General features: G+C 69.3%; 17 protein-coding genes. 10 read left to right on the forward strand and 7 right to left on the reverse strand.

Going from position 1 to position 26,741, the window contains the following annotated elements; all coding sequences use genetic code 11:
* Positions 1–137 precede the first annotated feature (137 nt).
* From QE360_RS08055 to QE360_RS08075, 5 genes are all read right to left on the reverse strand, one after another.
* A complete protein-coding gene (locus tag QE360_RS08055) occupies positions 138–1,232 on the reverse strand; it encodes a phosphatidylinositol-specific phospholipase C1-like protein (RefSeq protein WP_309700638.1) in 1,095 nt (364 codons plus the stop codon).
* Positions 1,232–3,919, reverse strand: coding sequence for a TonB-dependent receptor (locus QE360_RS08060; protein ID WP_309700641.1), 2,688 nt, complete (start codon positions 3,917–3,919; stop codon positions 1,232–1,234). The genes QE360_RS08055 and QE360_RS08060 overlap by 1 nt, the downstream gene beginning before the upstream one ends.
* A 167-nt stretch (positions 3,920–4,086) precedes the next feature.
* On the reverse strand, positions 4,087–4,857 hold the full coding sequence (locus QE360_RS08065; RefSeq protein ID WP_309700643.1) for a Crp/Fnr family transcriptional regulator: 771 nt from the start codon (positions 4,855–4,857) through the stop codon (positions 4,087–4,089).
* Positions 4,854–5,234 (reverse strand): response regulator, encoded by a 381-nt coding sequence (locus QE360_RS08070; protein ID WP_307101080.1) that lies wholly within the window; start codon positions 5,232–5,234, stop codon positions 4,854–4,856. The genes QE360_RS08065 and QE360_RS08070 overlap by 4 nt, the downstream gene beginning before the upstream one ends.
* Positions 5,231–6,826, reverse strand: coding sequence for a GAF domain-containing protein (locus QE360_RS08075; RefSeq protein ID WP_309700645.1), 1,596 nt, complete (start codon positions 6,824–6,826; stop codon positions 5,231–5,233). The genes QE360_RS08070 and QE360_RS08075 overlap by 4 nt, the downstream gene beginning before the upstream one ends.
* 134 nt (positions 6,827–6,960) lie before the next feature.
* Between QE360_RS08075 and QE360_RS08080 the strand changes: the two genes are divergently transcribed.
* On the forward strand, positions 6,961–9,420 hold the full coding sequence (locus QE360_RS08080; RefSeq protein ID WP_309700647.1) for a DUF3772 domain-containing protein: 2,460 nt from the start codon (positions 6,961–6,963) through the stop codon (positions 9,418–9,420).
* 107 nt (positions 9,421–9,527) lie between these two features.
* Complete coding sequence (locus QE360_RS08085; protein WP_309700649.1) at positions 9,528–11,930, forward strand: TonB-dependent receptor; 2,403 nt, start codon at positions 9,528–9,530, stop codon at positions 11,928–11,930.
* A 368-nt stretch (positions 11,931–12,298) separates the two neighbouring features.
* On the opposite strand, the gene QE360_RS08090 is transcribed toward QE360_RS08085, so the two are convergent.
* Both QE360_RS08090 and QE360_RS08095 read right to left on the reverse strand, forming a co-directional pair.
* Positions 12,299–13,654 carry a HAMP domain-containing sensor histidine kinase gene (locus tag QE360_RS08090; protein ID WP_309700651.1) on the reverse strand — a complete coding sequence of 452 codons (1,356 nt, stop codon included), beginning with the start codon at positions 13,652–13,654 and terminating at the stop codon, positions 12,299–12,301.
* A complete protein-coding gene (locus QE360_RS08095) occupies positions 13,651–14,331 on the reverse strand; it encodes a response regulator transcription factor (protein WP_307101071.1) in 681 nt (226 codons plus the stop codon). The genes QE360_RS08090 and QE360_RS08095 overlap by 4 nt, the downstream gene beginning before the upstream one ends.
* A gap of 219 nt (positions 14,332–14,550) precedes the next feature.
* Here QE360_RS08095 and QE360_RS08100 point away from each other — a divergent pair, with 219 nt between their 5' ends.
* Genes QE360_RS08100 through pelF form a run of 8 tightly spaced genes read left to right on the forward strand, consistent with a single transcriptional unit; the run spans position 14,551 to position 26,706 of the window.
* Entirely contained in the window at positions 14,551–17,913 is a 3,363-nt protein-coding gene (locus tag QE360_RS08100; RefSeq protein WP_309700653.1) for a M10 family metallopeptidase C-terminal domain-containing protein, read from the forward strand.
* The gene (gene pelG, locus QE360_RS08105; protein ID WP_309700655.1) at positions 17,914–19,332 is read left to right on the forward strand and encodes an exopolysaccharide Pel transporter PelG; all 1,419 of its coding nucleotides are present in this window, start codon (positions 17,914–17,916) and stop codon (positions 19,330–19,332) included.
* Positions 19,332–20,213, forward strand: a complete 882-nt coding sequence (locus QE360_RS08110; protein WP_309704106.1) for an endo alpha-1,4 polygalactosaminidase — start codon at positions 19,332–19,334, stop codon at positions 20,211–20,213. The genes pelG and QE360_RS08110 overlap by 1 nt, the downstream gene beginning before the upstream one ends.
* Positions 20,210–21,925 (forward strand): hypothetical protein, encoded by a 1,716-nt coding sequence (locus QE360_RS08115; protein WP_309700657.1) that lies wholly within the window; start codon positions 20,210–20,212, stop codon positions 21,923–21,925. The genes QE360_RS08110 and QE360_RS08115 overlap by 4 nt, the downstream gene beginning before the upstream one ends.
* Entirely contained in the window at positions 21,922–23,412 is a 1,491-nt protein-coding gene (locus QE360_RS08120; RefSeq protein WP_309700659.1) for a hypothetical protein, read from the forward strand. The genes QE360_RS08115 and QE360_RS08120 overlap by 4 nt, the downstream gene beginning before the upstream one ends.
* The gene (locus QE360_RS08125) at positions 23,409–24,353 is read left to right on the forward strand and encodes a hypothetical protein (protein WP_309700662.1); all 945 of its coding nucleotides are present in this window, start codon (positions 23,409–23,411) and stop codon (positions 24,351–24,353) included. The genes QE360_RS08120 and QE360_RS08125 overlap by 4 nt, the downstream gene beginning before the upstream one ends.
* Entirely contained in the window at positions 24,350–25,222 is an 873-nt protein-coding gene (locus QE360_RS08130) for a hypothetical protein (protein ID WP_309700663.1), read from the forward strand. Before QE360_RS08125 ends, QE360_RS08130 begins: the two co-directional genes overlap by 4 nt.
* The gene (gene pelF, locus QE360_RS08135; protein ID WP_309700665.1) at positions 25,219–26,706 is read left to right on the forward strand and encodes a GT4 family glycosyltransferase PelF; all 1,488 of its coding nucleotides are present in this window, start codon (positions 25,219–25,221) and stop codon (positions 26,704–26,706) included. The genes QE360_RS08130 and pelF overlap by 4 nt, the downstream gene beginning before the upstream one ends.
* The last annotated feature ends 35 nt before the right edge of the window (positions 26,707–26,741 follow it).

Below are 26,741 nucleotides of genomic sequence, written 5' to 3' on the forward strand. Positions count from 1 at the left end.
CCGCCACACGCCGACGCGGCGCGGGCTTCATCGGAGGGTAAAGTGGCGGATGATGGCTTAACCCCGCCTTGCCCCGAGATGAAAAGGGCGTCAGCGGCCGGACACTTTTCCTCCCCTGTAAGGGGAGGAATGAGATGTTATTGCGGCAGCTTGCAGCCGACCGGCTGGGTCACCGGGTTACAGCGTTCCATCACCCCGCCGGGCAGGGTGACGGTGAAGCCCTGGCTCCAGGGGCGACGCGGCGCGCCGGGATAATAGTCGGTCGACACCGCCTGCGCACCGCTGTCGATCGCGGCCTGCTGGCGACCATGGTCGTTCGACCGGGCCTCGACCGTGTCGGCGTCGGTGCGGGTGCGGACGATGAAGCCCTGCTTCACCCAATCTTTGATCTTCGCGCCATCGGTGCGCGGATCGCCGACGATCTCGACCGAAGCCTCGGGCTGGTCGGTGTCGTACCAGCCGAAGATCGCCCGCCCCTTCAGCGAGGGATGCCCGGCGCGATAGCGGTCGGACACGTCGCTGGGAGTGTCGAGCACGAAATAGATCTTGCCGCGTGCCTGCTCCAGCATCGGCCAGCCTTTGGTGGTCACCGCCTCGCGCAGCGTGGCCGCGTTCCCGCGGACATCGTCCGGCGTGATGATCCGGTTCGGCTTGAGCACGTCGTGAATCTCGCCGTCCAGCGCATCGAGCAGCGGCGCGGTCAGCGGGAGGGGATCGGTGACGCCGGGCTTGTTGATCGGCCGGTCGGCGGCGTTGATCGTCACCATGATCGGCAGGTGGCGCGGATGCGCGCGCGACCAGGCGTCGATCTGGCCGATGCACTGCTTGAACGTGCCGCAGGAACGGTAATCGACTTCCGGAATATGGAAGACCTTGAAGCCCGGCTTCATCATCGTAGGCATATCGAAGCCGGTCCGCTCGCCCGCCGCACGCACTAGTTTCTCGCCCATCGGATGCGCGAAGCGGCCCCCTTCGGGGTCGGCGAAGATGTCGATCTCCAGCTGGCGCACCCCCCGGTCGAGCTGCTGCGCCAGCGTCAGATGGTCATAGTCGAGCGCGGCGGCGAGCTTGGGGTCGCGGCGTTCGAGTTCGGCGAAGACGGCGGGCGCGATCCGCTGCTTGTAGCTGTTGTGCGATCCGACGACCTGGATGTCGTTCATCCGAAGCGGCCGCTGCGGCGCCGGGGCGGCGGCGGTCGCGAGGACCGCCGCCAGGGTGAGGACGCGTTTCATCAGAATTCCGCCCGAATGCCGAACAGGATCGTCCGGCCATAATAGTTGATCTCGCCGAAGCGCAGGCTGTTGTCGTTATAGGTGTCCTGATGCGCGCCCGCGATATTGATGCCCTCCAGGCTGAGCGTCAGATTGTCGGCGGCGCGCACCGAGAGCTGGCCGTCGAGCGAACCAAAGGCCGCGACATAGGTCGGCGCCTGCACCGTGCTGCCCGTGCTCGACAGGTACTTGTCGCGCCAGACATAGGAGAGTCGCGCCGACAGCGGCCCCTTGTCGTAGAAACCGACCAGGTTGAAGCTGTTCTTCGACAGGCCGATCAGCTGGTCCTTGATGGTGCGCGAACCGGCGGTGTAGTCGGCCTTCACTTCCGTATGGGTGTAGGAGCCCTGCACGCCAAAGCCATCGAAGGGCTGGGGCAGGAAGGTGAAGACCTGGCTGTACGCGGCTTCCGCGCCGTACACCTTGGCATTGCCGCCATTGACCGAGCTGGACAGGCGGACGGTGCCGCGACCCGGAATGTTGATCTCGGTATTCGACTGGGTGATGTAATCGTCCATTGCCTTGTAGAAGACCGCGCCCGACAGCATCCCCGACGGCGCGAAATACCATTCCAGCGAGCCGTCGAACTGGGTCGCGAGGAAGGGCACCAGCTGCGGGTTGCCGCCGCTGGCGGTGGCGGCGTCGGTCGACACGGTGATGCGCGGCGCGGTGTCGGTGACGTTGGGGCGGGTCAGCACCCGGCTGGCGGCCAGGCGACCGACCAGCTTGGGCGTCAGGTCGGCGCGCAGGTTGAAGCTGGGCAGGACGTTGTTGAACGTCTTGGGATAGCTGACCGGCGTGGCGGTGTTGCCGCTGGTCAGCGTGCCGCTCGCCACCTGATCGGTGTGGACATAGCGAACGCCCAGATTGCCGGTGACGGGCACCGCGCCCGCATCGAACTGGTAATCGGCGCGGACATAGGCGGCGGCGATCTTTTCCGAGACGACGAAGGACGAGCGCAGGTCGCCATTGGTCAGCGGCTGGCCCTGGATGGCGGGGGTGAAGAAATTGCCGACATAGGCGTCGGTCACCGGCACCAGCCAGTTGCGGAAGGCATTGCCCGACACGCCCGACAGGAAATCGCCGTACGGCACCTGCTGATAGGCGCCCGCGCCCAGGCTGGTCAGCGGCTGGTTGGTCGCGGTGTCGATCAGGTAATCGCGGCGGAAATAGTCGCGCTTGCGCCAGTGATATTCGCCGCCCGCCTGCAGCTTGGACAGGAAGCCGTCGAAATCATGCCCGATGTCCAGGCGCGAATAGAAGTCCCAGTCCTTGCTGTCCTTTGGCGCGATGTTGAACTGGTAGAGCTTGTAATTGGCCGGGTTGGTGACGTCGACCGGCGTGGTGAAGGTCGGCATGTTCTGATAGCCGCCGCTGGCGTCATAGCTCAGCGGCGCGATGAAATAGGCGCGGCTGCGCACCGTGCCGGTCTTGTAGTCGGGGTGATAGCTGTGCGCGGCCGACCAGTTGACGTTGGCGGTGACGTGCCAGCGATCGGGGTTCCACGTCTGCTTCAGCCCGATGGTGATCAGGTCGTGGCGGTTCAGGCTGTATTCGCGCGACGCCATGAAGCGGGCATTGGCGATGGTCGCCTTGGTGATCGTGTCGCCGACGACGGTATAGCCGGGCTGGAGCACGGTCGAGGGCTGCTTGACGCCGCCGATCGTGACGTTGGCGTCGTCGGGATAGATGTCGAGGCCGAACTCGTCATAGGCGACGTCGAGCCGCGTCGCGACGACGTCGAGCGTCGTCTGAAGCTCGGGCGTCGGCTGCCACTGGGCCGAGACTAGCCCTGAGATGCGCTTGCGATCCTCGGTCTCGACGGTCGGGCGGGTGCGGGTCGGCGAATAGAGCCCCGCCGGGGCGCCGCCGCGCGCCGCATCGGTATAGCGGTTGAGCAGCCAGCCGAAATTCATGAAGCGGTCGTTGCGGACCGTCTTGGCCCAATATTGCGCGCCCGCCAGGATGCCGAAGGTGCCGTCGCTGTTCTTCGCGCTGGTCAGCACGGTGACGTTGGGGCGGACCTCCTTGGTCTGGCTGGTATAGGTGCCGCGCATGTTGATCGTCGTCTTGTTGCCGACCTCCAGCGGGCGGAAGGTCTTGACGTCGATATTGCCGCCCAGTGCACCCTCGCTCATGTCGGCGGTCGGGGTCTTGACCACGTCGATGCTGGAGGTGAACTCGGCGGGCAGCATCTCGAAACGGAACTGGCGCCCGGCCGCGCCGCCATTCTCGATCAGGTCGTTCAGCGCGACGGTGCGGCCGTTCATCAGCGTGTTCTGGAACTGCGGCCCCAGGCCACGGACGCTGACATACAGGCCCTCGCCGCGCGGGCGGGTGATGGCGACGCCGGGGACCAGCTGAAGCGCCTCTGCGACATTCTGGGTCGGGAACTTGCCGATATCGGTCGAGCTGATCGAGTCGACGCCGTAGGCGGCGCGGCGCTTGGTCTCGATCCCCGCCGCCAGGCTGCGCGCATAGGTGCCGTTGACGACGATCTCGTCATTCTGACCGGCGGCATCGCTGTCCTGCGCGGCCTGCGGCGCGGCGGCGGTGGTCGCGGCGGTTTCCTGTGCGGCGGCGGTCAGCGGGCCGGTCGCGAAGATGAGCGAGGCCGAAGCCTTCAGCAGGCTGCGCAACGTAAGCATGATATGATTCCCCCATCGGCCTTGCTGCCGGTTCGGCGGCGGCGTTAGGAGGCGTGCATGTCAGCTTGACGAAAGGTTGATGACATTCCGGTGAAACGCGGTGAGTGGATCACCAAGCGATCACTTCCCGGTCATTCCACCGCAGTCCGGCGCGGCGGCGATCCGCCCTATGGCGCCAGCTTCTGGGCGGGGTGGGGGGCTCCGCTGACCTGGGGCGAGATCCGGCCGATGGTGCGCGCGGTGCGGTCGGGGTCGCGCAGCAGGATGCGGCCCGATTTCCACATCAGCTCGCCGTCGCGCCGCGCCTGCTGGATCATGCGGTTGACATGGACCGGGGTCAGGCCGAGCGCATCGGCCAGCATCTCCTGGGTCAGCGGCATCTCGAAACTGCCGCCCACGGTCAGCCCCGCCAGCGACAGCCGTTCGTAGATTTCGAGGAGGAAGTCGCCGATCCGCTCCTGCGCGTTCAGGCGGCCGAGCTGGACGACATGGCCGAGCAGATAGGCCTCCTCCAGCGCCTCGCCGATGGCATAGGCCTGGGCCAGTCCCGATCCGGGCGGCGCGGCGGGGGCGGGGCAGACCACGCATTCGGTGATCGCGACGACGGTGGCCGAGGCGAGGGGCATCGGATGATGCGCGCGCCCGATCACGTCGCCGGGCAGATAGAAGCTCATGAACTGCCGCCGCCCGTCGGGAAGGATGCGAACCCGCGCCGCCCAGCCCTGGAGCAGCAGCATCGGCTCGGCGACCGGGCGTCCGATCGTCAGGAAGGTGTGGCGGACCGGATAGCTGGTCGGATCGGCGGCGGCGCGGCGGAGCAGCGCCAGATCGGCCTCATCCAGCGGGGTGAGCGCCGACAATCGGCGGAGCGCCGCCGTCGACAGCGTGTCTTCGGGGGGCGGGATCATCGCTTCGGCGCGAAGGGAGGTCGAAGTCATGCGCATCCTTTGTCGGGTATCAGCGCCCCGATCGCGCGGATGACGCGATCGGCGTGGAACGGCTTGGCGACGATCGACGCGGACCGATAGGGGGCGGGGAGCGCCCATTCGTCATAGCCGGTGAGAAAGGCCCAGGGCACGTCGCGCGCCGACAGCCGGTCGGCGATGGCGAAGGCGCGCGATCCGGCCAGGTTGACGTCGAGCACGGCGGCGTCGAGCGCCTCGTTCTCGGCGAGCGCCAGCCCCTGTTCGAGGGTCGCGACCGGGCCGATCACGATCGCATCCGCCGCACGCAACGCCCGCTCCAGGTCGCGGGCGATGAAATATTCGTCCTCGACCACGAGGATCCGTTTCTCGGCGAGTGGCGAATGGCTCATCCCTCGGCGCTCCGGTTCGATAGCCCGGCATCGTCGCCCGGCAAAGGCAGCGACATCACACACAGGACACCGCCGCCGCGAAATTCCAGACTGGTCCGCGCGCCCAGCCCATAGGGCAGCGCCTCGCGGATCAGCTCGGTCCCGAATCCCTGGCGTACAGGCGGGACCGGCATTGCTGGTACACCTGTTTCATCCCATTTTACAATCAGTTCGCATTTACAATCTGATTTGGGTTCGATTTTCCATGTAATCGACAACCGCCCGCCCGCATGGCGCAGCGCCCCGTATTTCAGCGCGTTGGTCGTCAACTCGTGGATCGCGAGCCCGACCGACTCGGCGGTATCGGCGGCCAGCGCCACGTCCGGCCCCCCGATCGAGAGCCGCTCGTCCTCGATCGCGCCGACGCCCAGCAGCTCGTCGCGGATCAGGTTTTCCAGGTCGACCCGGCCCGACCGCGTCTGCGTCGCCACCACCTGGGTGCGCGCCAGCGAGTCGAGGCGGCCGCGGAAATGGTCCGAAATCTCGTCGATCGGGCCGCCGCTCTCGACCGTGCGGGTGAAGATCGAACGGACGATGGTCAGGATGTTGCGCACCCGGTGCTGCAATTCGGCGACCAGCGTCTCCTGCCGTTCGCGCAGGCGGCGCAGGTCGTCGATATCGGTCGAGGTGCCGAACCATTCGACGACCGCACCATGATCGTCATGGACCGGGGTCGCGCGCGTCTTGAACCAGCGATAGCGCCCGATCTGTCCCTGACGCAGCCGTCCCTCCATCGCCAGGTCGCCGCGATCGCTGGCCTCGGCCCAGAAGCGCCGCGCCGCCTCGCGGTCGTCGGGATGAACCGCGACCAGCCAGCCATGGCCCAGGCTCTCCTCGACCGACAGGCCGGTCATCGCGACCCATTGCGGGCTGGCCCAGGTCCATTGCCCGTCGCGCGTCGCGGTCCAGACCAGCTGCGGAATCCCGCCGATCAGGGTCAGCAGCCGCCGCTGGCTGGCGCGCGAGGCGACCTCGGCCCGCTTGCGCAGCAGCGCCTGGACGATGGCGGGGGCCAGTTCCTCGGCGATGGCGCGCTCGCGCTCGGTAAAGCCGGTCGGGTGGTTGCCCAGCGCGAACATCGCGAAGGTCTCGCCGTCGCGGCGCAGCGGCACCCCCAGGAAATTGTGCAGCGCCGGATGCCCGTCGGGCAGGCCGACCCGCGACGGATGGCTGGTCGGGTCGTTCACGATCAGGCTGCGATCCTGAAGGATGACCTGTCCGAAAATGCCGTGGATCTTCATGCCGTTGGGCAATTGCCGCTGGCTGAAATCGGGATCGTCGCCGGTATAGGAGCGCCAGCCGCGTTCGCTGATCGCGATATGGTCCAGCCGGTCGTGCGAGGTGCGACGCTCGCCGAAGAAGCTGAACGCCGCGCCGGTCAGGTCCTCGGCCACCTCCAGGCACAGGCGGCCCAGTTCCTCCTCGGTCGAGGCGCGCAGCGCTTCCTGGAGGATGCGGTTGATCCCGGCCAGCACATGCGCGTCACGCGACATCGATCCCGGCGGCGAGGCCGGCGGCCATGCATGTCCGTCGAGAGGGGCCAGATCGGTCATCGTCCAAAAAATCCTGAATGTCCCGAACGATCCCGGCCGGGCTGGGCTCCCGGATACACACGATTTCGGAGCAAGTGGCAAATGCGGGGAGGGGGAGCTATGACCCGGCGCGTCTGCAACTGCTGGCCCTGTCCATGTCCCGTCCGATGCTGTCCCTTCGCCTCGTCATCCGGCCCGTCGCGATCCTCGCGGCGATGCTGACGATGATCGCCATGCCGGCGCTGGCGGCGCCGGTCGCCGCGCAGGGCGACCCGATGACGGTGGCGACGGCGCGCATCGTCCAGGCCGAACAGGATGTTCGCGCGGTCGACCAGGGGCTCGACACGCAGCTCGACGACGACGCCCGCCAGGACCTGCGCGACAAGGCGCAGGGCGCGCAGGACGCGACGACCCAGGCGGTGAACGCGCTGACCGAGCAGCTGGCGCTGGTCAATGCCCGGATCACCGGGCTGGGCGCGGTGACGCCGGGCGAGGTCGAGGCGCCCGAGCTGCGCGCGCAGCGCAAGAGCCTGAACGCGCTACGCTCGACCCTGGATGCCGCGATCAAGCGCGGACGGCTGGCCGGGGTCGAGGCGGGGCAGCTGATCGACGAGATCGACCGCAGCAAGGCTGAACAGTTCAGCCAGAAACTGTCCTCCAAGGTGCCGTCGCCGCTCAGCCCCAGCTTCTGGAAGGTCGTGCTGGACCAGACGCCGCGCGACCTGCGCCGGGTCGCGCTGTTCCTGCAACAAGGGCATGAACAGATTGCGCGCCAGTGGCGCGGCGGCATCCCCTGGCATGCGATGCTGGGCTTCGCGCTTGCCGTCATCCTGCTCGGCCCCGTCCGGCTGGGCGCGCACCGGCTGGCGCAGCGGCGGCTGATCGCGGAGGCCCCGCCCAGCCGGGTGCGGCGTTCGGCCAACACCTTCTGGCGGGTCGCGGTGGGGACGCTGTGCCCGCTGATGGCGGCGTTCGTGTTCGTGCAGGGGCTGCGCTGGTCGGGGCTGTTGCCGGAACGCTGGACCGGGCTGCTCGACGGGTTCGTCTTCGCCTCGGGCGTGGCGGGGTTCACCGCGGCGGTGACGGGGGCGATCCTGATGCGCAGCCAGCCGTCCTGGCGGATCGCGCCGATCGACGACGAGACCGCCACCCGCCTGCGTCCGCTGTCCTGGTTGCTGACGCTGATGACCTTCACCACCGCGATGGTCGCGTCGTTCGAGGGCGCGATCGGCAGCAGCCGCAGCGCGGTGATCGCGACCCAGGCGGTCGAGGCGCTGCTCCACCTGATGCTGATCGCGGCGACGCTGGTGGTGCTGGGACGGCTGCGCGCCGCGCGTGCCGAACGCGAGGACAGCACCAGCGCCGGGGTCAGCGCGGGGTTGAGCGTCGTCACGCTGCTCGCCTGGATCGCGGTGGCGGTCGCCGGGCTGGCGCTGGCCATCGGCTATATCTGGTTCAGCTGGTTCGTCGCGGTGATGATCGGCTGGACCGTGCTGCTCGGCTCGGCCTTGTACCTGATGCTGGTCGCCGCCGACGACATCGCCACCAGCGTGTTCGTGCGCGACAGCAAGGTCGGCGTCACCCTGACCCGCGCGCTGGGCGTGCGCGGCAGCATGGTCGACCAGTTCGGCCTGGCCCTGTCGGGAATCCTGCGGCTGGTGCTGGTGCTGGTCGCGCTGGGCGTGCTGCTGCGGCCGTTCGGGGCGAGCGGCGATCCGGGGGCGATCTTCGACCAGCTGGCGCTGTTCACCGACGGGATCAAGGTCGGCAATGTCTGGATCTCGCCGGGGGCGATCCTGCGCGGGCTGGCGGTGCTGTTCATCGGGCTGGGGCTGGTGCGCGTCTTCATGCGCTGGCTGGAGCATCGTTATCTCCCCGCGACCGACCTCGACGGATCGGGGCGCAATTCGGTCAGCCTGGTCGCGCGCTATATAGGCATCGCGCTGGCGGTGATCTGGGCGCTGGCGTCGCTGGGCATCGGGGTGGAGCGGATCGCGCTGCTCCTGTCGGCATTGTCGGTCGGCATCGGTTTCGGCCTTCAGGCGATCACCCAGAATTTCGTCTCGGGCCTGATCCTCCTCGCCGAGCGGCCGATCAAGATCGGCGACCTGATCCGCGTCGGCACCGACGAGGGCGACGTCAAGCGGATCAGCGTGCGGTCGACCGAGATCGAGCTGGCCGACCATTCCACCCTGATCGTCCCCAATTCCGAGCTGATCACCAAGTCGGTGCTCAACAAGACGCTGGCCGGGCCGCTGGGGCGGATCCAGATCCAGTTCTCGGTCCCGATCGAGGAGGATGCGGACGCGGTCCGCGCGATCGTGCTCGACTGTTTCGCGACAGAGGCGGCGGTGCTGGCCGACCCGGCGCCCAAGGCCTTTATCGATTCGATCGTCGATGGGCGCATCCATTTCAACTGCTTCGCCCATGTCGACAGCCCGCGTGCGGCCTATGGCACGCGTAGCGCGGTCCTGTTCGCGCTGCTGGCGGCGCTCCGGGCTCGGGGGATCGAGATCGGCACCCTGCCGCAGAAGATGGAACTGGTCCGCCATGGCGGAACGGCGGCCCCGCCCGCCCCGCCACGGCCCGGTCCAGATGAAACGAAAATGAATTGAGGAAGTATGGGCTGGTCATGAAAAGGTAACACCAGCTTCGCGGAGCATCCCTATCCGCGCGGCCAGCGACGACCGGAAGGTCGGTCGGGGGATAGGGATAAGATAGCATGAAGACCGATTTCATTCGCGCGACGCTGCTGGGCGGCACCGCGTTTCTGGCGATGGCGGCCGCACCCGCCTTTGCCGCCGACACCAAGCCCGCCGATCCCGCCCCCGTGGCGGCGGCCGATCCGGCGGACGAGCCGGGCCAGCTGAAGGAGATCGTGGTCACCGCCACCAAGCGCGAGACCAGCCTCCAGAAGACGCCGATCGCCATCTCGGTCCTCGACCCGACCGTGCTGAAGGACCGTCACGTCCAGAGCCTGCTCGACCTGGCCGACGGTACCGTGCCGTCGCTCCGCGTCGCCACCTTCGAGGCGCGCCAGTCGGCGCTGACCGTCGGCATCCGTGGCATCGTGCCCTTCGACCAGAACCAGACCGCGCGCGACACTGGCGTCGGCGTCTATATCGACGGCGTGTATCTGGGCCGTTCGCAGGGCCTGAACGCCGCGCTGTTCGACATCGAGCGCGTCGAGGTGCTGCGCGGGCCGCAGGGCACGCTGTTCGGCCGCAACACCGAGGGCGGCGCGCTGTCGATCGTCACCGCCAAGCCGACCGGCAAGTTCGGCGGCGCGGTGACCGCCGGCATCGGCAATTACGGCGCCTATAACAGCGCGGTGCACCTGAACCTGCCCGAGTGGCACAACATCTCGATCAAGCTGGACGGCGTGCTCCAGCACCAGAACGCGTTCGTGACCAACCCGCTGCCCGGCGCCGCCGGCTGGGGCTATTTCAACCGCGTCGGTGGCCATGCCGCCGCGCTGTGGAAGCCGGTCGACGGCTTCTCGGTCGAGCTGTCCTACGACCAGGCCAAGGACCAGAACACGCCCTTCTACAGCCAGCTGGTCAACTACAACCCCAAGGGCCTGCCGGTCGCGACGATCGCGCAGATCAACGCCAATGGCGGCAAGCTGCCCTCGGGCACCATCGCGCCGCTGTCGCCGCTGGTCGTCGTGTCGGGCGACAACCGCATGAAGGCCGCCGATATCGGCGTGCCGCAGGCGCTGAGCACCGACCGCACGCACGGCTTCTCGGCCAAGCTGAACTATGACGTCATGCCGGGGCTGGAGCTGCGCTCGATCACCGCATGGCGCGGCGTCGACACCGACCAGTGGGACAATTCGGGCGGCGCGCACCGCACCGTCTTCCTGCCGAACGGCAAGTTCAGCCGCTACAGCCTGTCGTTCATGCAGCAGCACCAGTTCAGCCAGGAATTCCAGGCGGTGGGCAGCCTGCCGCAGTTCGATTACGTCGCGGGCCTCTATTACTTCACCGAGAATGCGCGTGAAGTCGCCGCGACCCCGTCGACCAACCAGTGGAATGCCGACGGCTCGGGCTACACCATCCTGTCGCAGACCGCGCTGGGCACCATCACCTCGGGCAACCAGGGCTGGGCGCCGGGTTCGTTCTTCCTCCAGCGCGGCAGCTTCGCGCGCGCCTATAGCTATGCCGCCTTCGCGCAGGGCACCTATACCCCGGCGGGCTTCGATGCGTTCCACCTGACCGTCGGCGGTCGCTACACCCACGACAAGCGCAACGGCACGCTGTATCTGGTGCAGGGCAAGTCGACCAACTTCCCCTTCACCTTCGACAACAACCGGTTCGATCCGATGGTGACGGCGGCGTTCGACGCCAGCGACACGATCCATCTCTATGCCAAATACTCGACCGGCTACCGCGCGGGCGGCGCGAACGCGCGGTCGCAGACCTTCACCGCCTTCGGTCCCGAAGCCGTGAAGTCCTATGAGATCGGGTCGAAGATGGACCTGTTCCAGCACCGCGTCCGCCTGAACCTGGCCGGTTACATCATGGACCGCACGGGCACGCAGATCGACTTCGACAATGTCGACACCAACCCGTCGAGCCCGACCTACAACCTGCACACCGAGGAGACCCGCAACGCGCCGGGCAAGTCCAAGATTCGCGGGTTCGAGGCGGACGTGACCACCAACCCGGTCGAGGGCATGACGGTCGGTGCGTCCTATGCATACACCTACACCAACGTACCGGCGACGCCGAACCCGTTCCTGAACAACGCGCTGACCCAGGTCTTCGTGGTGTTCACGCCGCGCAACGCCGCCTCGGCCTATGTCGATTACGAGGTGCCGCTGGCGGGTTCGGAGGCCAAGATCCGCTTCCACCTGGACGGCAACTATGCCGACCCGGTCTACAGCTTCCAGAACGAGACGACGCGCACCGACAAGAGCTTCGTGATGAACGGCCGCATCGCGCTGGCCGATCTGCCGCTGACCGAGAACGGCACCAAGATGACCGTGTCGCTGTGGAGCCGCAACCTCCTCAACAACACCTATATCTACCGCCGTTCGGCCGCGAATGCGGCGACGCTGGGCGATTATGCGAACTTCAACCCGCCGCGCACCATCGGCCTGGAGGGCACGGTCCGCTTCTGATCCGTTCGATACCCTTACCCTCGACTATGGGGCCGTCCTTCGGGGCGGCCCTTTTTTTGGAAGTACGGCAAGGCCGATCGACATTCAGCGACACCTTTCCGTCCCTCGCCCCTCGCAGAGGGGAGAGGGTTGTGCAGACTTGGCCTTTGCGTAGCAAAGGCTTAGTCGGAGCTGGGTGAGGGGTGGGCGCTCGCCAAGCGAGCGCGCGAGCCTTTGAGCTCGCTCGACCCCTCACCCAAGCTGCGCTAGCCAGCAGGCTGGCAAGCTTCGCTAACCCTCTCCCCTGTCCAGGGGAGAGGGAAAGAAGAAGCCATCGTGAATGCCGATCCGCCCTAGCGGCGCCGGCCCACGAGTTTCCAGGCGCAATCTCAGGCGATGGGCAACCACATCGACACGACCAGCCCAGGCTCCGCATCGCCCAGTTCCAGCCGCCCGCGATGCAGCCGCGCGATGGCATCGACCAGCGGCAGCCCCAGTCCGTGCCCCGCCTGCGCCCGCGAACCGTCCAGCCGCCCGAAGCGCCGCAGCGCCAGCGCCCGGTCCTCGGGGCGGATGCCGGGGCCGTCATCGGCGATGCGCAGCACCGGGCCGGGGTCCAGCCGGACGCGGATCGTGCCATGGGGGGCGCCATATTTGATCGCATTGCCGATCAGGTTGACCATCGCCTGGATCAGCAGCTGCCGGTCGCCGACGAACCCCGCCGGGCGCGCGGCGATCTCGACCGTCAGCCTGTGCCCGGCTTCCTCGGCGACCGGGATCATCATCGTCGCGCTATCCTCGACCAGCGCGGCCAGGTCGATCGCGGCGAAGCCCGCCTGGCGGTGGCCCGCCTCGATCTCGGCGATGCGCAGCAGCGCGGCGAACATGGCGAGCAGCGCGTCGCATTGCGCCAGCGCGGCGGTCGCCCGCCCGGCCTGGACTGGGTCGGCGGCGTCCTCGACCATCTCCGCCAGTTGTGCGCGCAGCCGCGCCAACGGGGTGCGCAGGTCATGGGCGATGTCGTTGGACACGCCGCGCAACCCCTCCATCAACTCGCTGATCCGGTCGAGCATCCGGTTGAAGGCGTCGGCCTGACGGTCGAACTCGTCCGCCGATCCGGTCACTGGCACCCGGTGGCGGACATTCCCTGCGATGATCGCATCGACGGTGCGGCGCAGATCGCGGATCCGCCGCCCGACCAGCAGCGAAAAGGCCAGCCCCCCGCCCAGCACGACCAGCACGATCGACCCGAACCCGACCAGGTAGATGCGCGTCCGGGTCGCGCGATAGCTGTCGAACGGCTCGGTCTCGACCGCCACGACCAGGCGGCGTCCCTCGCCCGCATCGCGGACCAGCGCGCGGCCATGCGACAGCCCGGCGATGCCGTCATGCTGGCGCAGGTTGGAGCGCCCGATCGGCAGCGCGCGGCTGAGCGTGATGTTGCCGCCCAGCATATGGCCGTCGGGGGCGATCAGCGACAGGCCGATATCGCCCGTATCCCGCTGTCGCGACAGGGCGGCGATGCGCGCCAGCAATATGGGCGTGGGGATCACCCCTTCGCCCGGATCACGCTCCAGCACCAGATCGCCCGCGATGTCGATCCGGCGGTCGACCAGTTCCGCCACCGCGACCCGACTGGCCGCGAAGATCGATACGCCGGTGCCCAGCGTCGCCACCAGGAACAGCAGCAGGACGCCGATGGTCAGCCCGCGCAGCGACAGCCGCCGGATCGCGCGCGCGATCATGGCCGCATCGAATAGCCGATCCCGCGCACCGTCTCGATCGGGTCGCTGCCGCCCTGTTCGGTCAGCTTGATGCGCAGGCGGCGGATATAGACGTCGACGATGTTCGTCTCCGGCTCGAAATCATAGCCCCAGACCCGCTCGATCAGCATGGCGCGGGTCAGTACCTCGCCCGCATGGCGCGCCAGTTCGGCCAGCAGCTTCAGCTCCAGATTGGCCAGCGTCACCGGCTGTCCGCCGCGCCACGCGCGAAAGCTGGTCGGGCTGACCACGATGTCCCCGGCGCGGATCGTGTCGCTTTCGCTCGTGGTCCAGCGACGGCCGCGCAGCACTGCGCCCAGCCGCGCGTTCAACTCCTGCGCATCGACCGGCTTGACGACATAATCGTCCGCCCCGGCCTCCAGCCCCTCGACCTTGTCCGAGGCCATCGACAAGGCGGTCAGCATGATGACCGGCACGGTGATCCCGCGCGCGCGCATCGTCTCCACCACCGACAGCCCGTCGAGGCGGGGCATCATCCGGTCGAGGATCACCGCGTCATATTGTTCGCGGTCGAGCGCGGCGAGCGCCTGTCGTCCGTCGCCGACATGCTCGACCCGGTGATCCAGCGCATGCAGCGCCCGGACCAGATGGTCCGCATATTCGACATCGTCCTCGACGAGGAGCAGGTGCAGGCTCATTCGAGTCTTTCCAAAAACCAGACGGGCTTTTGCCCTATCGAGCAAAATTGTGCTGGCAAGATCGTCCCGTCCGTATCGCTGTGGAACAGGCGGGACAAAGGTGGCGCGGACTCCGTCATATCGCCGCGCGTCCTCCGCGCGTACGAGCCGGGCTAACACAGGTGAACCATGCCCGCCGGACGGGGCGTCATGGGGCCGCGGGGGGACAACGGGGAAATCATGGCGACGACACCGATCAACGTGGATGGCGACCTGTCCGACTGGAACGCGGCCGACCGCATCGATACCGGGCTGGGCGAGGGCTATTCCATCTATGCCAGGAGCGACGGCAGCGATTTCGTCTTCGCGATGACCGCGCCGATGGCGATCGGGGCCAACACCACCGCGTGGCTGAACACCGACCGCAACGCCGCGACCGGATATCAGGTGTTCGGCTTTGCGGGCGGCGCGGAATACAATATCAACTTCAACGCCGACGGCACCGTCTCGCTCTATCAGGGCGGCGCGGGCGAGACGCTGGTGATGGCGGGGTTGCAGGCGGCATGGTCGGCGGACCGCAAGACGGTCGAGTTCCGCGTGCCCAAGGCCGCGATCGGCAATCCGCAGGCGATCGACACGCTCTATGACGTGAACGACCAGGTCTTCCTGCCCGGCAATTATTCCGCCAAGCCCTTCACCGTCTTTAACGACACCGGCATCGTCGCCGCCCCCTCGCACCGCATCGCCATCGTCTGGTCCGAGACGACGGCCAACGCCTATTTCAGCAAGACCGCCTATTCGCAGCTGTTCATGGCCGCGCAGAGCCAGGCGATGCAGGCGGGCACCCCCTTCGACATCATCACCGAAGACGACCTGACCAACCTGTCGACGCTGGCCAAGTACGACTCGATCGTCTTCCCGTCCTTCCGCAACGTCCAGGCGGACAAGGTGGATGCCATCGCCCACACGCTGGAACAGGCGACCAAGCAGTTCGGCATCGGCCTGATCGCGGCGGGCGAGTTCATGACCAACGCGGCGGACGGCACGGCGCTGGCGGGTGACAGCTATGCGCGGATGAAGCTGCTGTTCGACGCGACCCGCGTGACCGGCGGCTGGCCCGCCGATGTGACGATCAAGGCGGCGGACGCCAATCACAGCGTGCTCGACGGCTATGCCACCGGCGAGACGATCCGCGACTATAAGGGCGTCGGCTGGAACGCCTTCACCAGCGTCAGCGGCACCGGCGAGACGATCGCGACCCAGACCGTGAACGGCCAGGACTATGCCGCCGCCATCGCGACCAAGACCGGCGGCCGCAACGTCATCTTCTCGACCGAAGCGGCGATGGCCGACGACAATCTGCTGCAAAAGGCGATCAGCTATTCGGTGAACGGCTCGGCCAGCACCGGCGGGCTGAAGGTCGGGCTCCAGATGACCCGCGACGCCGGGCTGTTCGCGGCCCGTGTCGACATGGACCAGAGCCAATATTCGGACGAGGTGAAGCCCGAGGACGGCTCGGCCGGCATCTATTCCAAGCTGCTGCCCATCCTCGACCAGTGGAAGTCACTCTATAATTTCGTCGGCAGCTATTACGTCAATATCGGCAACGACCCGGCGCAGCAGCGTTCGACCGACTGGTCGGTCTCCGCGCCGATCTATGCCAGGATGATGGCGGCGGGCAACGAGATCGGGCTGCACAGCTATACCCATCCCGAGGACACCAATGTCCTGACGCCTGAGCAGATCGCCTATGAGTTCGGGGCCGAGCGCGCCGAGCTGGAAAAGCAGATGAGCGCCTATCTGGGCCGTCAGGTGTCGCTGGGCGGCGCGGCGGTGCCCGGCGCGCCCGAGACGATCGCGACCAGCCAGGAGATCATGAAGCATGTCTCCTATCTGTCGGGCGGCTATACCGGCGTTGGCGCGGGCTATCCCAACGCTTTCGGCTATCAGACGCCGGGCAATGCGGCGGACGGCAAGGTCTATCTGGCGCCGAACACCATGTTCGACTTCTCGCTGATCGAATTCCAGAAGAAGACGGTCGCCGAAGCGGAGGCGGAGTGGGCCAGGGAGCTGGCCTCGCTGACCTCGAATGCCGATGCGCCGGTCATCGTGTGGCCGTGGCATGATTACGGCCCCGCCATGTGGACCGGCGATGCCGCGCAGACGAGCCCCTATGTCACGTCGATGTTCACCAACTTCGTCGCCAAGGCGGCCGCCGCCGGGGTCGAGTTCGTGACGCTGGCCGATCTGGCGAGCCGCATCTCGGCCTTCCACAAGGCGTCGATCACGACCAGCGTGTCGGGCGACACGATCACCGCCACCGTGTCCTCGACCGAGGGGCTGGGCACCTTCGCGCTCGACGTCGACGGGCAGAAGGCGGGGCAGGTCATCAAGGGCGTGGCAGGCTGGTACGCCTATGACGCGAACAAGGTGTTCCTGCCCAAGTCGGGCGGCACCTATACCATCACCATGGGCCAGGCGGCGGACGATGTGACCCACATCACCGACCTGCCGATGCGCGCCTCGCTGATCTCGCTGAGCGGCGACGGCCGCGACCTGAGCTTCTCGGTCGAGGGCGAGGGCAAGGTCGTGATCGACCTGAAGGCGCCGGGCACCGACTGGACCACGGTCAAGGGCGCGACCGTGACCAGCCTGGTCGGCGAGATCCTGACGCTCGACATCGGGTCGATCGGCCAGCACGACGTGACGATCGGCCATGTCGCCAATAGCGGCCCGACCATCACCGCGTTCGGCAGCGCCGATACGGCCAGGCTGTCGATCGCCGAGAACGGCACCGCGGTTGCGACGATCACCGCGACCGATGCCGACATCCCGCTGGGCGACAGCGTGCATTATGCCATCGCGCAGGGCGGCGACGGCGCGGCCTTCACCATCGACGCGACGACCGGCGTGCTGAAGTTCGTGAACGCGCCGGATTATGAGAATCCGACCGACGCGAACCACGACAATGTCTATGACGTCACCGTGCTGGCGATCGATTCGAAGGGCGCGGTCGACACCCAGACGCTGTCGGTCGGCGTTACCGACGTGGTGGGCATCACCAAGACGGGCACGATCTTCAACGACACGATCAACGGCACGGGCGAACAGGACGTGCTGGACGGCGGCTGGGGCAATGACGTGCTCAACGGGCTGGGCGGGAACGACAAGCTGGTCGGCGGGCTGGGCAATGACAGGCTCAATGGCGGCGACGGCGACGACCTGCTGATCGGCGGCTGGGGCAAGGACGTCCTGACCGGCGGCGCGGGCAAGGACGTGTTCCGCTTCGAATCCACGTTGGACAGTCTGGCCTTGTCACAGCGCGACGTCATCACCGATTTCCGTTCGGGCGAGGACAAGATCGACCTGTCGGCGATCGATGCCAACATCTCGCTGTTCGCCAGGGGGGATCAGGCCTTCACCCTGCTGACCACGCCGGGGGCCAGGTTCACCGGCGCGGCCCAGCTTCGCTTCAGCTACCAGATGATCGACGGCAAGGAATATACCATCGTCGAGGGCAATACCGACGCGCTCGCGCTGGCCGATTTCTCGATCGCGCTGCTCGGCCATCACAGCCTGACCGCGAACGACTTTTATTTATAATTGAAGACTAAAGCCGCCATCATGGCGGGCATAGGTTTCCAACTGGCCAGGATGGCACGCGAGGGCGGGGTCGGCGGTATCGCCGGCGCCGCGCTTCACGGTGCCGTCATCAGCGCGGGGCCATGGCTGATCACCGCGATCGCGGTGGCGCTGCTCCAGCATTGGGCGCCGCAGGCGATCGGGGCGGCCGATGCGCGCATGGTGCGCACCGTCCTGATCTATGGCTTCAGCCTGTCGGCGCTGACCGCCGGGCCGATCGCGATCCTGGCGACGCGGCTGGTCGCCGACCGGCTGTTCGCGCGCGATGCCGGGGGCGTGCCGGGCATCCTGCTGGTCGCGCTGGCCGCCGGGGGCGGGGCGGCGATGGTCATGGGCGCGGTGGTCTTTGGCGGGCTGGCCGGGCTGCCGCTCGGGCAGGCGGCGCTGGCCAGCCTGTTGCTTGCCTGGCTGACCCAGATCTGGATCGCCGCGCCGATGCTGACCGCGCTGCGCCATTATCGCGCGGTGCCGGTCGCCTATCTGATCGGGATCGGCGTCGTCGCGCTCCTGCTGGCCGCCTGGCCCGCGCCGAACGGGACGATCGTGCTGGCCGGAGTTACCGGGGGCACGGGGGTGACGCTGGGCGCGATTATGCTGCTGCTTCGTCGCTATTTCACCGCGCCGCCGGTCATGCCCTCGCGCGGGCTGATCGCGTGGCGGCTGGCGCTGATCGTGGCGGCGGCGGGGCTGGCGGGGGCGGTGGCGCTGTGGATCGACAAATGGCTGCTCTGGGGCGGACCGGCCAGCGTCGCGATGCTGGGGCGGTTGCGGCTGAACCCGATCAACGATGCGGGCAGCTTCCTGGGCCTGCTGACGCTGGTGCCCGGCCTGACCCTGTTGCTGATCGTCAGCGAGACGCGGTTCGACCAGGCGTTCGGCAATCTGATGGCGCGCTGCACCGGCACCTCGACGCTGGCGCGGATCGAGGAGGCGCGGGCCGAGCTGATCGAGACGCTGTTCGATGGCCTGCGCCTGCTGGTGCTGATCCAGGCGCTGGTCGCCGCGCTGGCCTGGGTGCTGGCGGTGCCGCTGTTCGAGCTAATCGGCGCGGACCCGCGCGGCATCTTCGCCTTTCGCCACAGCGCGGCGGGGGCGGTGTTCCATCTGGTCGCGATCGGCGCGACCATCGTCCTGTCCTATTACGACCTGTTCGCGCGGGTGGTGCTGATCTGGACCAGCTTCGCGCTGGCGAGCGCGCTGGCCGTCTGGCTGCATTGGGATGCGGGCTATGCCGCTTTCGGCTGGGGCTATATGGCCGGGGCGATCGTCGCGGCGTCGGTCGGGATCGCGCTGGTCGCCGATGCCACGATCCGCCTGGTGTATCTGCTGTTCGTCGGTAACAACCCCGCCGTGGTCGGGTGCGAGGGACGGTGGGCGTGATGAACGGAATGGCGGCGATGGTGGGTCGACGCGCGATGCTCGTGCTGGGGGCGGGCGCGCTGGGGCTGACGGTCGCCGGGCGGCAGGCCGGTCGGGGCGATGGCGGCGCGCCCTGGCGCTGGGGCGTCGATTACGGGCCCGCGACCGATCCGGTGCTGGCCCGGCAGCTCGACCTGCTGGTGCTCGAGCCGGATCACCCCCGCGCGATCGACCGGCTGCGCGGTCCCGTCGGCCTGTTGCTCGGCTATGTCAGTCTGGGCGAGGTGCAGAAGGCACGCCCCTATTTCGCCGCGCTCGACCGTGCCGGAGCGTTGCGCGCGCCCAACCCGCATTGGCCGGAGGCGCGGCATGCCGATCTGCGCCATCCCGCCTGGCGGGCCACGCTGCTCGATACCGTCGTCCCGGCGATTCTGGCGCGCGGCTATGACGGAATCTTCATGGATACGCTCGACAATGCCGAGGCGATGGAACGGGCGGACCCGATAGGCGGCAAGGGCATGGTGGCGGCGGGCGCGGCGCTGGTCGCGGCGCTGCGCGCGCGCTTTCCGGAGATCCGGCTGATGCTGAACCGGGGCTATGCCGCCTTGCCAGAGGTCGCGCCGCATATCGACTATCTGCTGGGCGAATCCATGGCCTCGCGCTGGAGCTTCGCGGACAAGCGGTACGAGATGCTGTCCGACAGCGACTGGGCCTGGCAGGCCGCGCGGCTGCGCGCCGCCAAGGCGCGCCATCCCGACCTGGTGCTGACCACGCTGGACTATTGGGACCCGGCGGACAGGCGCACCGTCGCGGCGCTCTATGCGCGTGAGCGGGCGGCGGGCTTCAGCCCCTATGTCGCGACGCTGGCGCTCGACCATCTGGTGGCGGAGCCGGCGGGATGAGGCGCCAGTCGTCGCAGCGCTGGATGGCGGTCGCGCTGCCCGTCGGGGCAGGTGTGTCGGTCCTGGCGCTCGGCCTTTTCCTGATGCCCAGCGCGCGCGAGGTGGAGCAGACCGCACGCCGCGCCGCACCGCCGCCCCCGCCGGTCGCATCGCCCGCGCCGCCCCCCGCACCCGCGCCGCCCTCGGCGCTGCCCCATCCCGAACTGGCCGCCATGCTGCCGACCGCCGATGCCCCGACGCTCGCGCGGCTGACCCGGACGTTGATCGATACGGGCGTGGCGACGAGCAGCCTGCAGGTCGCCTATGACCTGGTCGCCGCCGGGCGTCCGGCGGTCGCCATCGCCTATCTGGCGGCGCGCCCCGATGGCGCGACGCCCGGGACCTGGGCCTTCCGGGTCGAGACGCTGCGCCAGCTCGGCCGCCGCGCCGAGGCGGAGGCGCTGCTGGCGGAGGCGGTGCGCAGGCCCATCGGGGTCGCGCCGCCCGCGATCGTCGCGGCGGGCTATGCGCTCGACCGTCCCGACCTGCTGGTCGCCGCCGTCCGTTCGGGCGCGATCCCGCCGCCCGATGTCCGGCTGGCGCATGATCTCGCCCAGCGCGCCGAGGCGCAGGGGCATGGCGAGTGGATCGCGCAACTCGACCAGGCGGGGGCGGCCGACTGGCGCGCGGCCGATCCCTGGCTGGCGCTGCGGGTCGCCCAGCGCATCGGCGACCGCGCCGCCGCCGAGCGTGCCATCGCGGCCCTGCCTGCCGCCGAGCGGGAACGGGCGCATGCCGACTGGCTGACCCGCACCGGCGACCGGGCGGGGCTGCGCCGGATGCTGCTGGCGCGGGCGGCGCAGCCCGGTGCCGCCCTGCCCGACCTGGCCGAGCGGTTGCTGGCGCTGGGCGCGCGCGACGATGCGATCGCGCTGCTGCGCCGCGCCGTCGCCGGACAATCGCCTGTCTCGCCCGAGGGGCAGCGGCTGCTCTATCTCATGGGGCCGCGCCCCGCCCCGGCGGATCGCGAGTGGTTGCGCCAACAGGCGCAGTCCGGCCCGGCCGACGAGCAAGGCCGTTGGCTGGCCGCCTATGCCGAGCGCGACTCGCCCGCCGCCGCGCTGGCCTTTGTCCAGCGGCATCCGCTGGCGGGGCGGACCGATATCGCGCTGCTGCGGCTGGGTCTGGCGCAGGCGGCGGGGGAGCGTGGCGCGGCGCGCGCGGCGATGGCGACGCTGCTCGACGGACGGCCGCTCGACCCGGCCACGCTGCGGCGGGTTTCGGCATGGGCCGGGGGGCTGGAGCCGACCCAGGCACGGGCGCTTGCCGAGCGGCGGGTCGCGGCCGGGATGGCGGGGCCGCGCGACCGGCTCGATCTGGCCTGGGCGGCGTGGAATGCGGGGGATGCGGCGCGCACCCGCGACCTGCTGCGCGACCATCTGGCCGAGACGCCGGGCGATCTCTCGGCCCTGCGCCTGATGGCGGACGCGCAAGCCCGGCTGGGCGGCGCGGCGGCGGCGCGGCCCTGGCTGGAACGGGCGCTGGCGCAGGCCCCGGCCGGGCGGGTGCGGGCCGAACTGCTCGACCGGCTGGGCCGTCGTGGCGAGGCGCTGGCGCTGGTGACGGACCTGCGCCGCGCCGCGCCGCGCGACACCGAACTGGCGGCGCTTCAGGCGCGGCTGCTGATCGCCTCGGGCCAGCCGGGGCGCGCGCGGGCGGTGCTGACGCCGTGACCCTGGACGACCTCGCGGCGAACGGCGGCGCGCCCGTGCCCCAGCTGGTGGTGCCCGACACGGTCTTTGTCGATCGCCGCATCGTCGCGCCGGGCGAACCGCATCTGGTCTGGCCCGCCGGGGTCGCGCTGTCGCTGGAGCGGAGCGGGGGCGAACTGGTCGTCCGCTATGACCGCCCACCGAGCGAACAGGCGATCCGGGACTTTCGCGAGGCGGCGGGCGAGATGATCGGCGATCTGCGCTGGAACGACGTCACGCTGGTGCTGCGCCCGGCGGCGGGATGGCGGATGGATGCGCGGGTCGTCGGCCCGGCGCTGATCGTCGGCTTCGCGCTGGTCGCCGCCGACACCGACGACGCCCAGGCCGCGCCCACCGACCCGGCGCGCGAGCTGGCTCATGCCGCGATCGAGGCCGATCTGGCGGCGGGCTATCCGGGGCGCGGGCGGCGTCAGGCCCGGGCGCTGCTCGCTCGCGATCCCGGCGATACCCGCGCCGCGCGCCTGTTGGCCGATGCGCGCGCGATCGATGGCGACGCGGCCGGCGCGGCGCGCGGCTATCGCGCCCTGGGTGCCGACGACAGGAGCGCACGGCGGACCATCGCGGCGGGGGGCGGCACCGCCGCCATGGGGATGGTCGCGCGCGAGGGCGGCGATCTGGGACAGGTCGAGGCCAGCCTGCGCGCCGATGTCCCCGTCACCGATGCGGTCGCGATGGGCGGCGGCCTGCGGCACCTGCAAAGCCGGGTCGATACGCCCGAGGGGCGGCGGGACCGGGCGGCGACGGTGGCGGATGCCAGCCTGGCGGTCGCGCTGGGCGATGCGGCGCGGTTGCAGCTTCTGGCCTCCGCCGCGCTCGACGACGGCGTGACCGGCGGCGGCGCGCGGATCACCTATGGCCCGGCCGAGGCGCAATGGCGGCTGACCCTGACCCGCCACATGCCCGACTATGCCACCCCCGCGCAGGTGCTCGCGGGCGGCTATCTCTCGCGCGCGGCGCTGGGCGCGACCTATCGCCTAAGCTCGGGACTGGTCGCGCAGGGTGAGGTGGGGCTCAACCGCTACGGCCTGGCCGGTGAACGGGCGTCGAGCGACACGGTGACGCTAGCCGCCGGGCTCGAATATCTGATCCGCCGCCGCTATCCGCTGCTCGGCCTCAGCTACCGGGTGGAGGCCGAATATGTCCGCCGCGCGCTGCTGGACGCGGACGGTGCGATGGCGATCCCGCTGGCGGATCGCGAGAATCACACGGTGCAGGCGATGCTGGGCGAGGCGCTGGGCGCGGTGCAACTGACCGGGCTGGCGGGCTGGACGGTCGACCGCTTCGGCGGCGATGGCCCCAATGCCAGCCTGGCGCTTGCCGCGCCGATCGGGCTGGTCTGGCGCGTCGAGGCCTCGGGCGGGCTGACCTCGATCAGCCGACCGGGCTTTTCGGGGCAGCAGCTGTTCGGCCGCGCCGTCCTGACGCGCAGCCTGGGACGGCCCCGGTGAGCGCGGCGGCGACCGAAGAGGCGCGCGATCCTGTCCGCCGACCCGGCTGGCGACGGGGGCTGCGCATCCTGGGCGAGATCGCACTGGCGTTCGGCGCGCTCGCGCTGCTCGACCATCTGCTGACCGGGGGGACGGGCTTTGCCGATGTGCGGCCCAGCCCTTATTGGATCCCGGTGCTGGTCATGGCGCTGGTCTATGGCACCGGGGCGGGGGTCGTCGCGGCGGCGACGGCCTCGGCGTTCTGGCTGGTTGCGGCGCATGGCGACGGGACCGAGCGCGACTATCTCGACATGCTGCTGCACCTGTCGCTGCCGCCCCTGCTCTGGGGGATCGTCGCGGTCGCGGTGGGCGAGGCGACGCTGGTCCGCAAGCGACGTTATAGCCGGGCGGAGCGGCGCGCGGCGCAGGCGACGCGCGATATCGGGCGGCTGACCGACGCGCATGAGCGGCTGACGCGCACCAATCGCGCGCTGCAACGCCGGGTCGCCTCCGACCCGCGCACCATGGGCCATGTCGTCGCGGTCGCCACCCGGCTGGCGGCGAAGGATGTGGCGGAGCGGTGCGCGGCGATCGCGCAGCTGATCGCGCTGGCGGCGCGCAGCGAGGATTTCACCGTCTATCGGATCGTCGGCGACGGGGCGCTGGTCTGGCTGCGCGGCGCGGCGGTGCAGGGGCACAGCCCGGGCCGCCCCGACAGCCTGTCCCCCGCCATGGTGGAGGCGCTGGCCGGGGAGGACCGCATCCGCCATGTCGCGCGCCGCGCCGATCGCACCCGGCTGGCCGGGCTGGGCGTTGCGGCGGTGCCGTTGGCGGGCGAACGCGGCGCCATCGGCGTGCTGCTGTTCCACACCATCCCGATCGAGGCGTTCAACGCGCATCGCATGGCCGAACTGACCGAGATCGGCAGCTGGCTGGCCCCGCTGATGGACGGATCGGCGTGACCCGGCGTTACGCCGCGCTCGCCATTCTGGATCTGGCGTGGGTCGTCCTCGTCATGGCCTTCGTCCCGGCGGGCGGGGCGGCGGTGGCGGTCGCGCTGCTCGGGCATGCCGCGCTGAGCCTGGTCACCTATGCCGTCTGGCTTCGGTCCGATCCGCATGGCGGCTATGCGGCGGCGATCTTGGGGCTGGGCGGGCCGGTCGGGCTGATGCTGGGGCAGGGGCTGGGCCGGATGGGCGAGCGATGGGCGACGGGCAGCGCGTGGCATGACCGGCTCGACCGCATGTTCGGCGCGCGTGCGGTGCCCGCGCGGCGGCGCGGCGCGGCGCTGGAGATGGCGCGGCTGCTCGACGGGCGGGTCTATCATCCCGCCCCCGAACGGCTCGATTCGCTGCACGGCGTCCTGCGCCATGGTCCGGTCGCCGCACGTCGCCGCGCGCTGGAGACGGTGGTCCGTGCCTTCGAGCCGGGTCTGTCGCCGCTGGTCGCGCAGATGCTTAACGATCCCGACCAGACCATCCGCGCGCTCGCCGCCGCCGCCTCGGCCCGGATCGTCCAGAATCTGATCGAGCAGCGCGCCGTGCTGGAGGCGCGGGTGGCGAGTGGCGATAGCCAGGCAGCGGTGACGCTCGCCCGGTTGCTGGCCGAGCATGGCCGCGCCAACCGCCTGTTGTCGGATACCCAGCGCCAGCATCTGTGCGAGGATGCGGCCACGCTGCTCCGCGCCCATGGCCTGGGTGCGGAGGCTGACGCGCTGGCGATCGAGGCGGCGTGGGCGGCTCAGGATTATGCTGCGATCGACCGGCTTCACGCGCTGGCATGCGAATCGGACGACGATGCCCTGTGGTGGCGGATGGAGGCGGCGCGATGACCCGCATGGGCGAGGCTGACGACCTAGACGCCGATGTCTGCCTGATCGTCGAGGGCGCCTACCCTTACGTCATCGGCGGCGTGTCGGGCTGGCTTCAGGACCTGATCGCCCATTTGCCCGAGATCCGCTTCGCCGTCGTCGCGATCAAGGCGGGGCCCGCCGCGCTGCCGTTCCGGATCGCCCCGCCGCCCAATGTCGCGATGGTCCGCGAGATCGGCCTCGCCCCCGCCGCCGCCGCGCCGCGCGCCATTCCCAACCGGGTCGCGACCCGGATCGCCGAGGCGCTGATGGCCTTTGTCGCGACCGGCGAGCGGGCGGCGATCGCGACCCTGCTCGACCTGTTCGCCGGGCTGGACCCGATGCCCGAGCCCGGCGACATATTGGCGCATCCCGCGACCTTCCAGCGGTTGCAGCGCCATTACCGCGCGATCCTGCCGCGCGCGTCCTTCCACCATTATTTCTGGGCGATGCGCACGTTGCTCGGCGGGCTGCTCGCGGTGCTGATCGCGCCCTTGCCGCGCGCGCGGGTCTATCACACCATCTCGACCGGCTTTGCGGGCCTGCTGGCGGCGCGTGCGGCGCAGGCGACGGGGCGGCCCGCCTTTATCACCGAACATGGCATCTATCTGCTCGAACGGCAGATCGAGGTGATGATGGCCGAGTGGATCGGCGACCAGATCGACACTGGGCTGGAGCTGGAGCGCAGCGTGCGTGACCTGCGCGACCTGTGGGTGCGCGCCTTCACCAGCTATGCCGAGGCTTGCTACGCCGCCTGCGACCCGATCGTGGCGCTCTATGGCGAGAATAACGCGGTACAGCGGCGGCTGGGAGCGGCGGCGGAGCGGGTGCGGGCGATCCCCAACGGCGTCGACGTGCGACGCTTCGCGCATCTGCCCGACCGGCGAGATCCCGCCCGGCCCGTCGTCGCGCTGCTCGGCCGGGTGGTGCCGATCAAGGACGTGAAGACCTATATCCGCGCCGCCGCCATCGTCCATGCCGCGCGCCCCGACATCCGCTTCGTCGTGCTGGGCCCGGAGGACGAGGACCCCGAATATGCCGCCGAATGCACCGCGCTGGTCGCCGAATTGGGGCTGGGCGAGGCGTTGAGCTTCGAGGGGCGGGTCCGTATCGAGGACTGGATGATGCGGATCGACCTGCTGGTCCTGACCAGCCTGTCCGAGGCGCAGCCGCTGGTCATCCTGGAGGGGGGCGCGTGCGGCATCCCGGTCGTCGCGCCCGATGTCGGCAGCTGTCGCGAGATGATCGAGGGGCGCGGCGGTGCCGATAGCGGCCATGGCGGCATCGTCACCCCGCTGGTCAACCCCGCCGCCACCGCGCAGGCGATCCGCCGGATCATGGACGATCCCGACCTGCGCACCCGGATGGGCGAGACGATGCGCGAGCGCGTGGTGCGCGATTACGACCATCCGGCGATCATCGGGGCCTATCGGCAGTTGTACGGGGAACTTGCGGCGCGCCTCTAAAGGGAGATGGGGACCAAGCGCAGCATGGTGCAGGG

It is taken from the genome of Sphingomonas sp. SORGH_AS_0789 (assembly GCF_031453055.1).
Lineage (GTDB): Bacteria > Pseudomonadota > Alphaproteobacteria > Sphingomonadales > Sphingomonadaceae > Sphingomonas.

Bases quoted from the DNA above. Each gene is read 5' to 3' on its own strand.
- QE360_RS08060 (WP_309700641.1), bottom strand. From the start codon at position 3,919: ATGCTTACGTTGCGCAGCCTGCTGAAGGCTTCGGCCTCGCTCATCTTC.
- QE360_RS08100 (WP_309700653.1), top strand. From the start codon at position 14,551: ATGGCGACGACACCGATCAACGTGGATGGCGACCTGTCCGACTGGAAC.
- QE360_RS08085 (WP_309700649.1), top strand. From the start codon at position 9,528: ATGAAGACCGATTTCATTCGCGCGACGCTGCTGGGCGGCACCGCGTTT.
- QE360_RS08055 (WP_309700638.1), bottom strand. From the start codon at position 1,232: ATGAAACGCGTCCTCACCCTGGCGGCGGTCCTCGCGACCGCCGCCGCC.
- QE360_RS08090 (WP_309700651.1), bottom strand. From the start codon at position 13,654: ATGATCGCGCGCGCGATCCGGCGGCTGTCGCTGCGCGGGCTGACCATC.
- QE360_RS08110 (WP_309704106.1), top strand. From the start codon at position 19,332: ATGAACGGAATGGCGGCGATGGTGGGTCGACGCGCGATGCTCGTGCTG.
- QE360_RS08080 (WP_309700647.1), top strand. From the start codon at position 6,961: ATGTCCCGTCCGATGCTGTCCCTTCGCCTCGTCATCCGGCCCGTCGCG.
- QE360_RS08095 (WP_307101071.1), bottom strand. From the start codon at position 14,331: ATGAGCCTGCACCTGCTCCTCGTCGAGGACGATGTCGAATATGCGGAC.
- pelF (WP_309700665.1), top strand. From the start codon at position 25,219: ATGACCCGCATGGGCGAGGCTGACGACCTAGACGCCGATGTCTGCCTG.
- QE360_RS08065 (WP_309700643.1), bottom strand. From the start codon at position 4,857: ATGACTTCGACCTCCCTTCGCGCCGAAGCGATGATCCCGCCCCCCGAA.
- QE360_RS08070 (WP_307101080.1), bottom strand. From the start codon at position 5,234: ATGAGCCATTCGCCACTCGCCGAGAAACGGATCCTCGTGGTCGAGGAC.
- QE360_RS08075 (WP_309700645.1), bottom strand. From the start codon at position 6,826: ATGACCGATCTGGCCCCTCTCGACGGACATGCATGGCCGCCGGCCTCG.
- QE360_RS08115 (WP_309700657.1), top strand. From the start codon at position 20,210: ATGAGGCGCCAGTCGTCGCAGCGCTGGATGGCGGTCGCGCTGCCCGTC.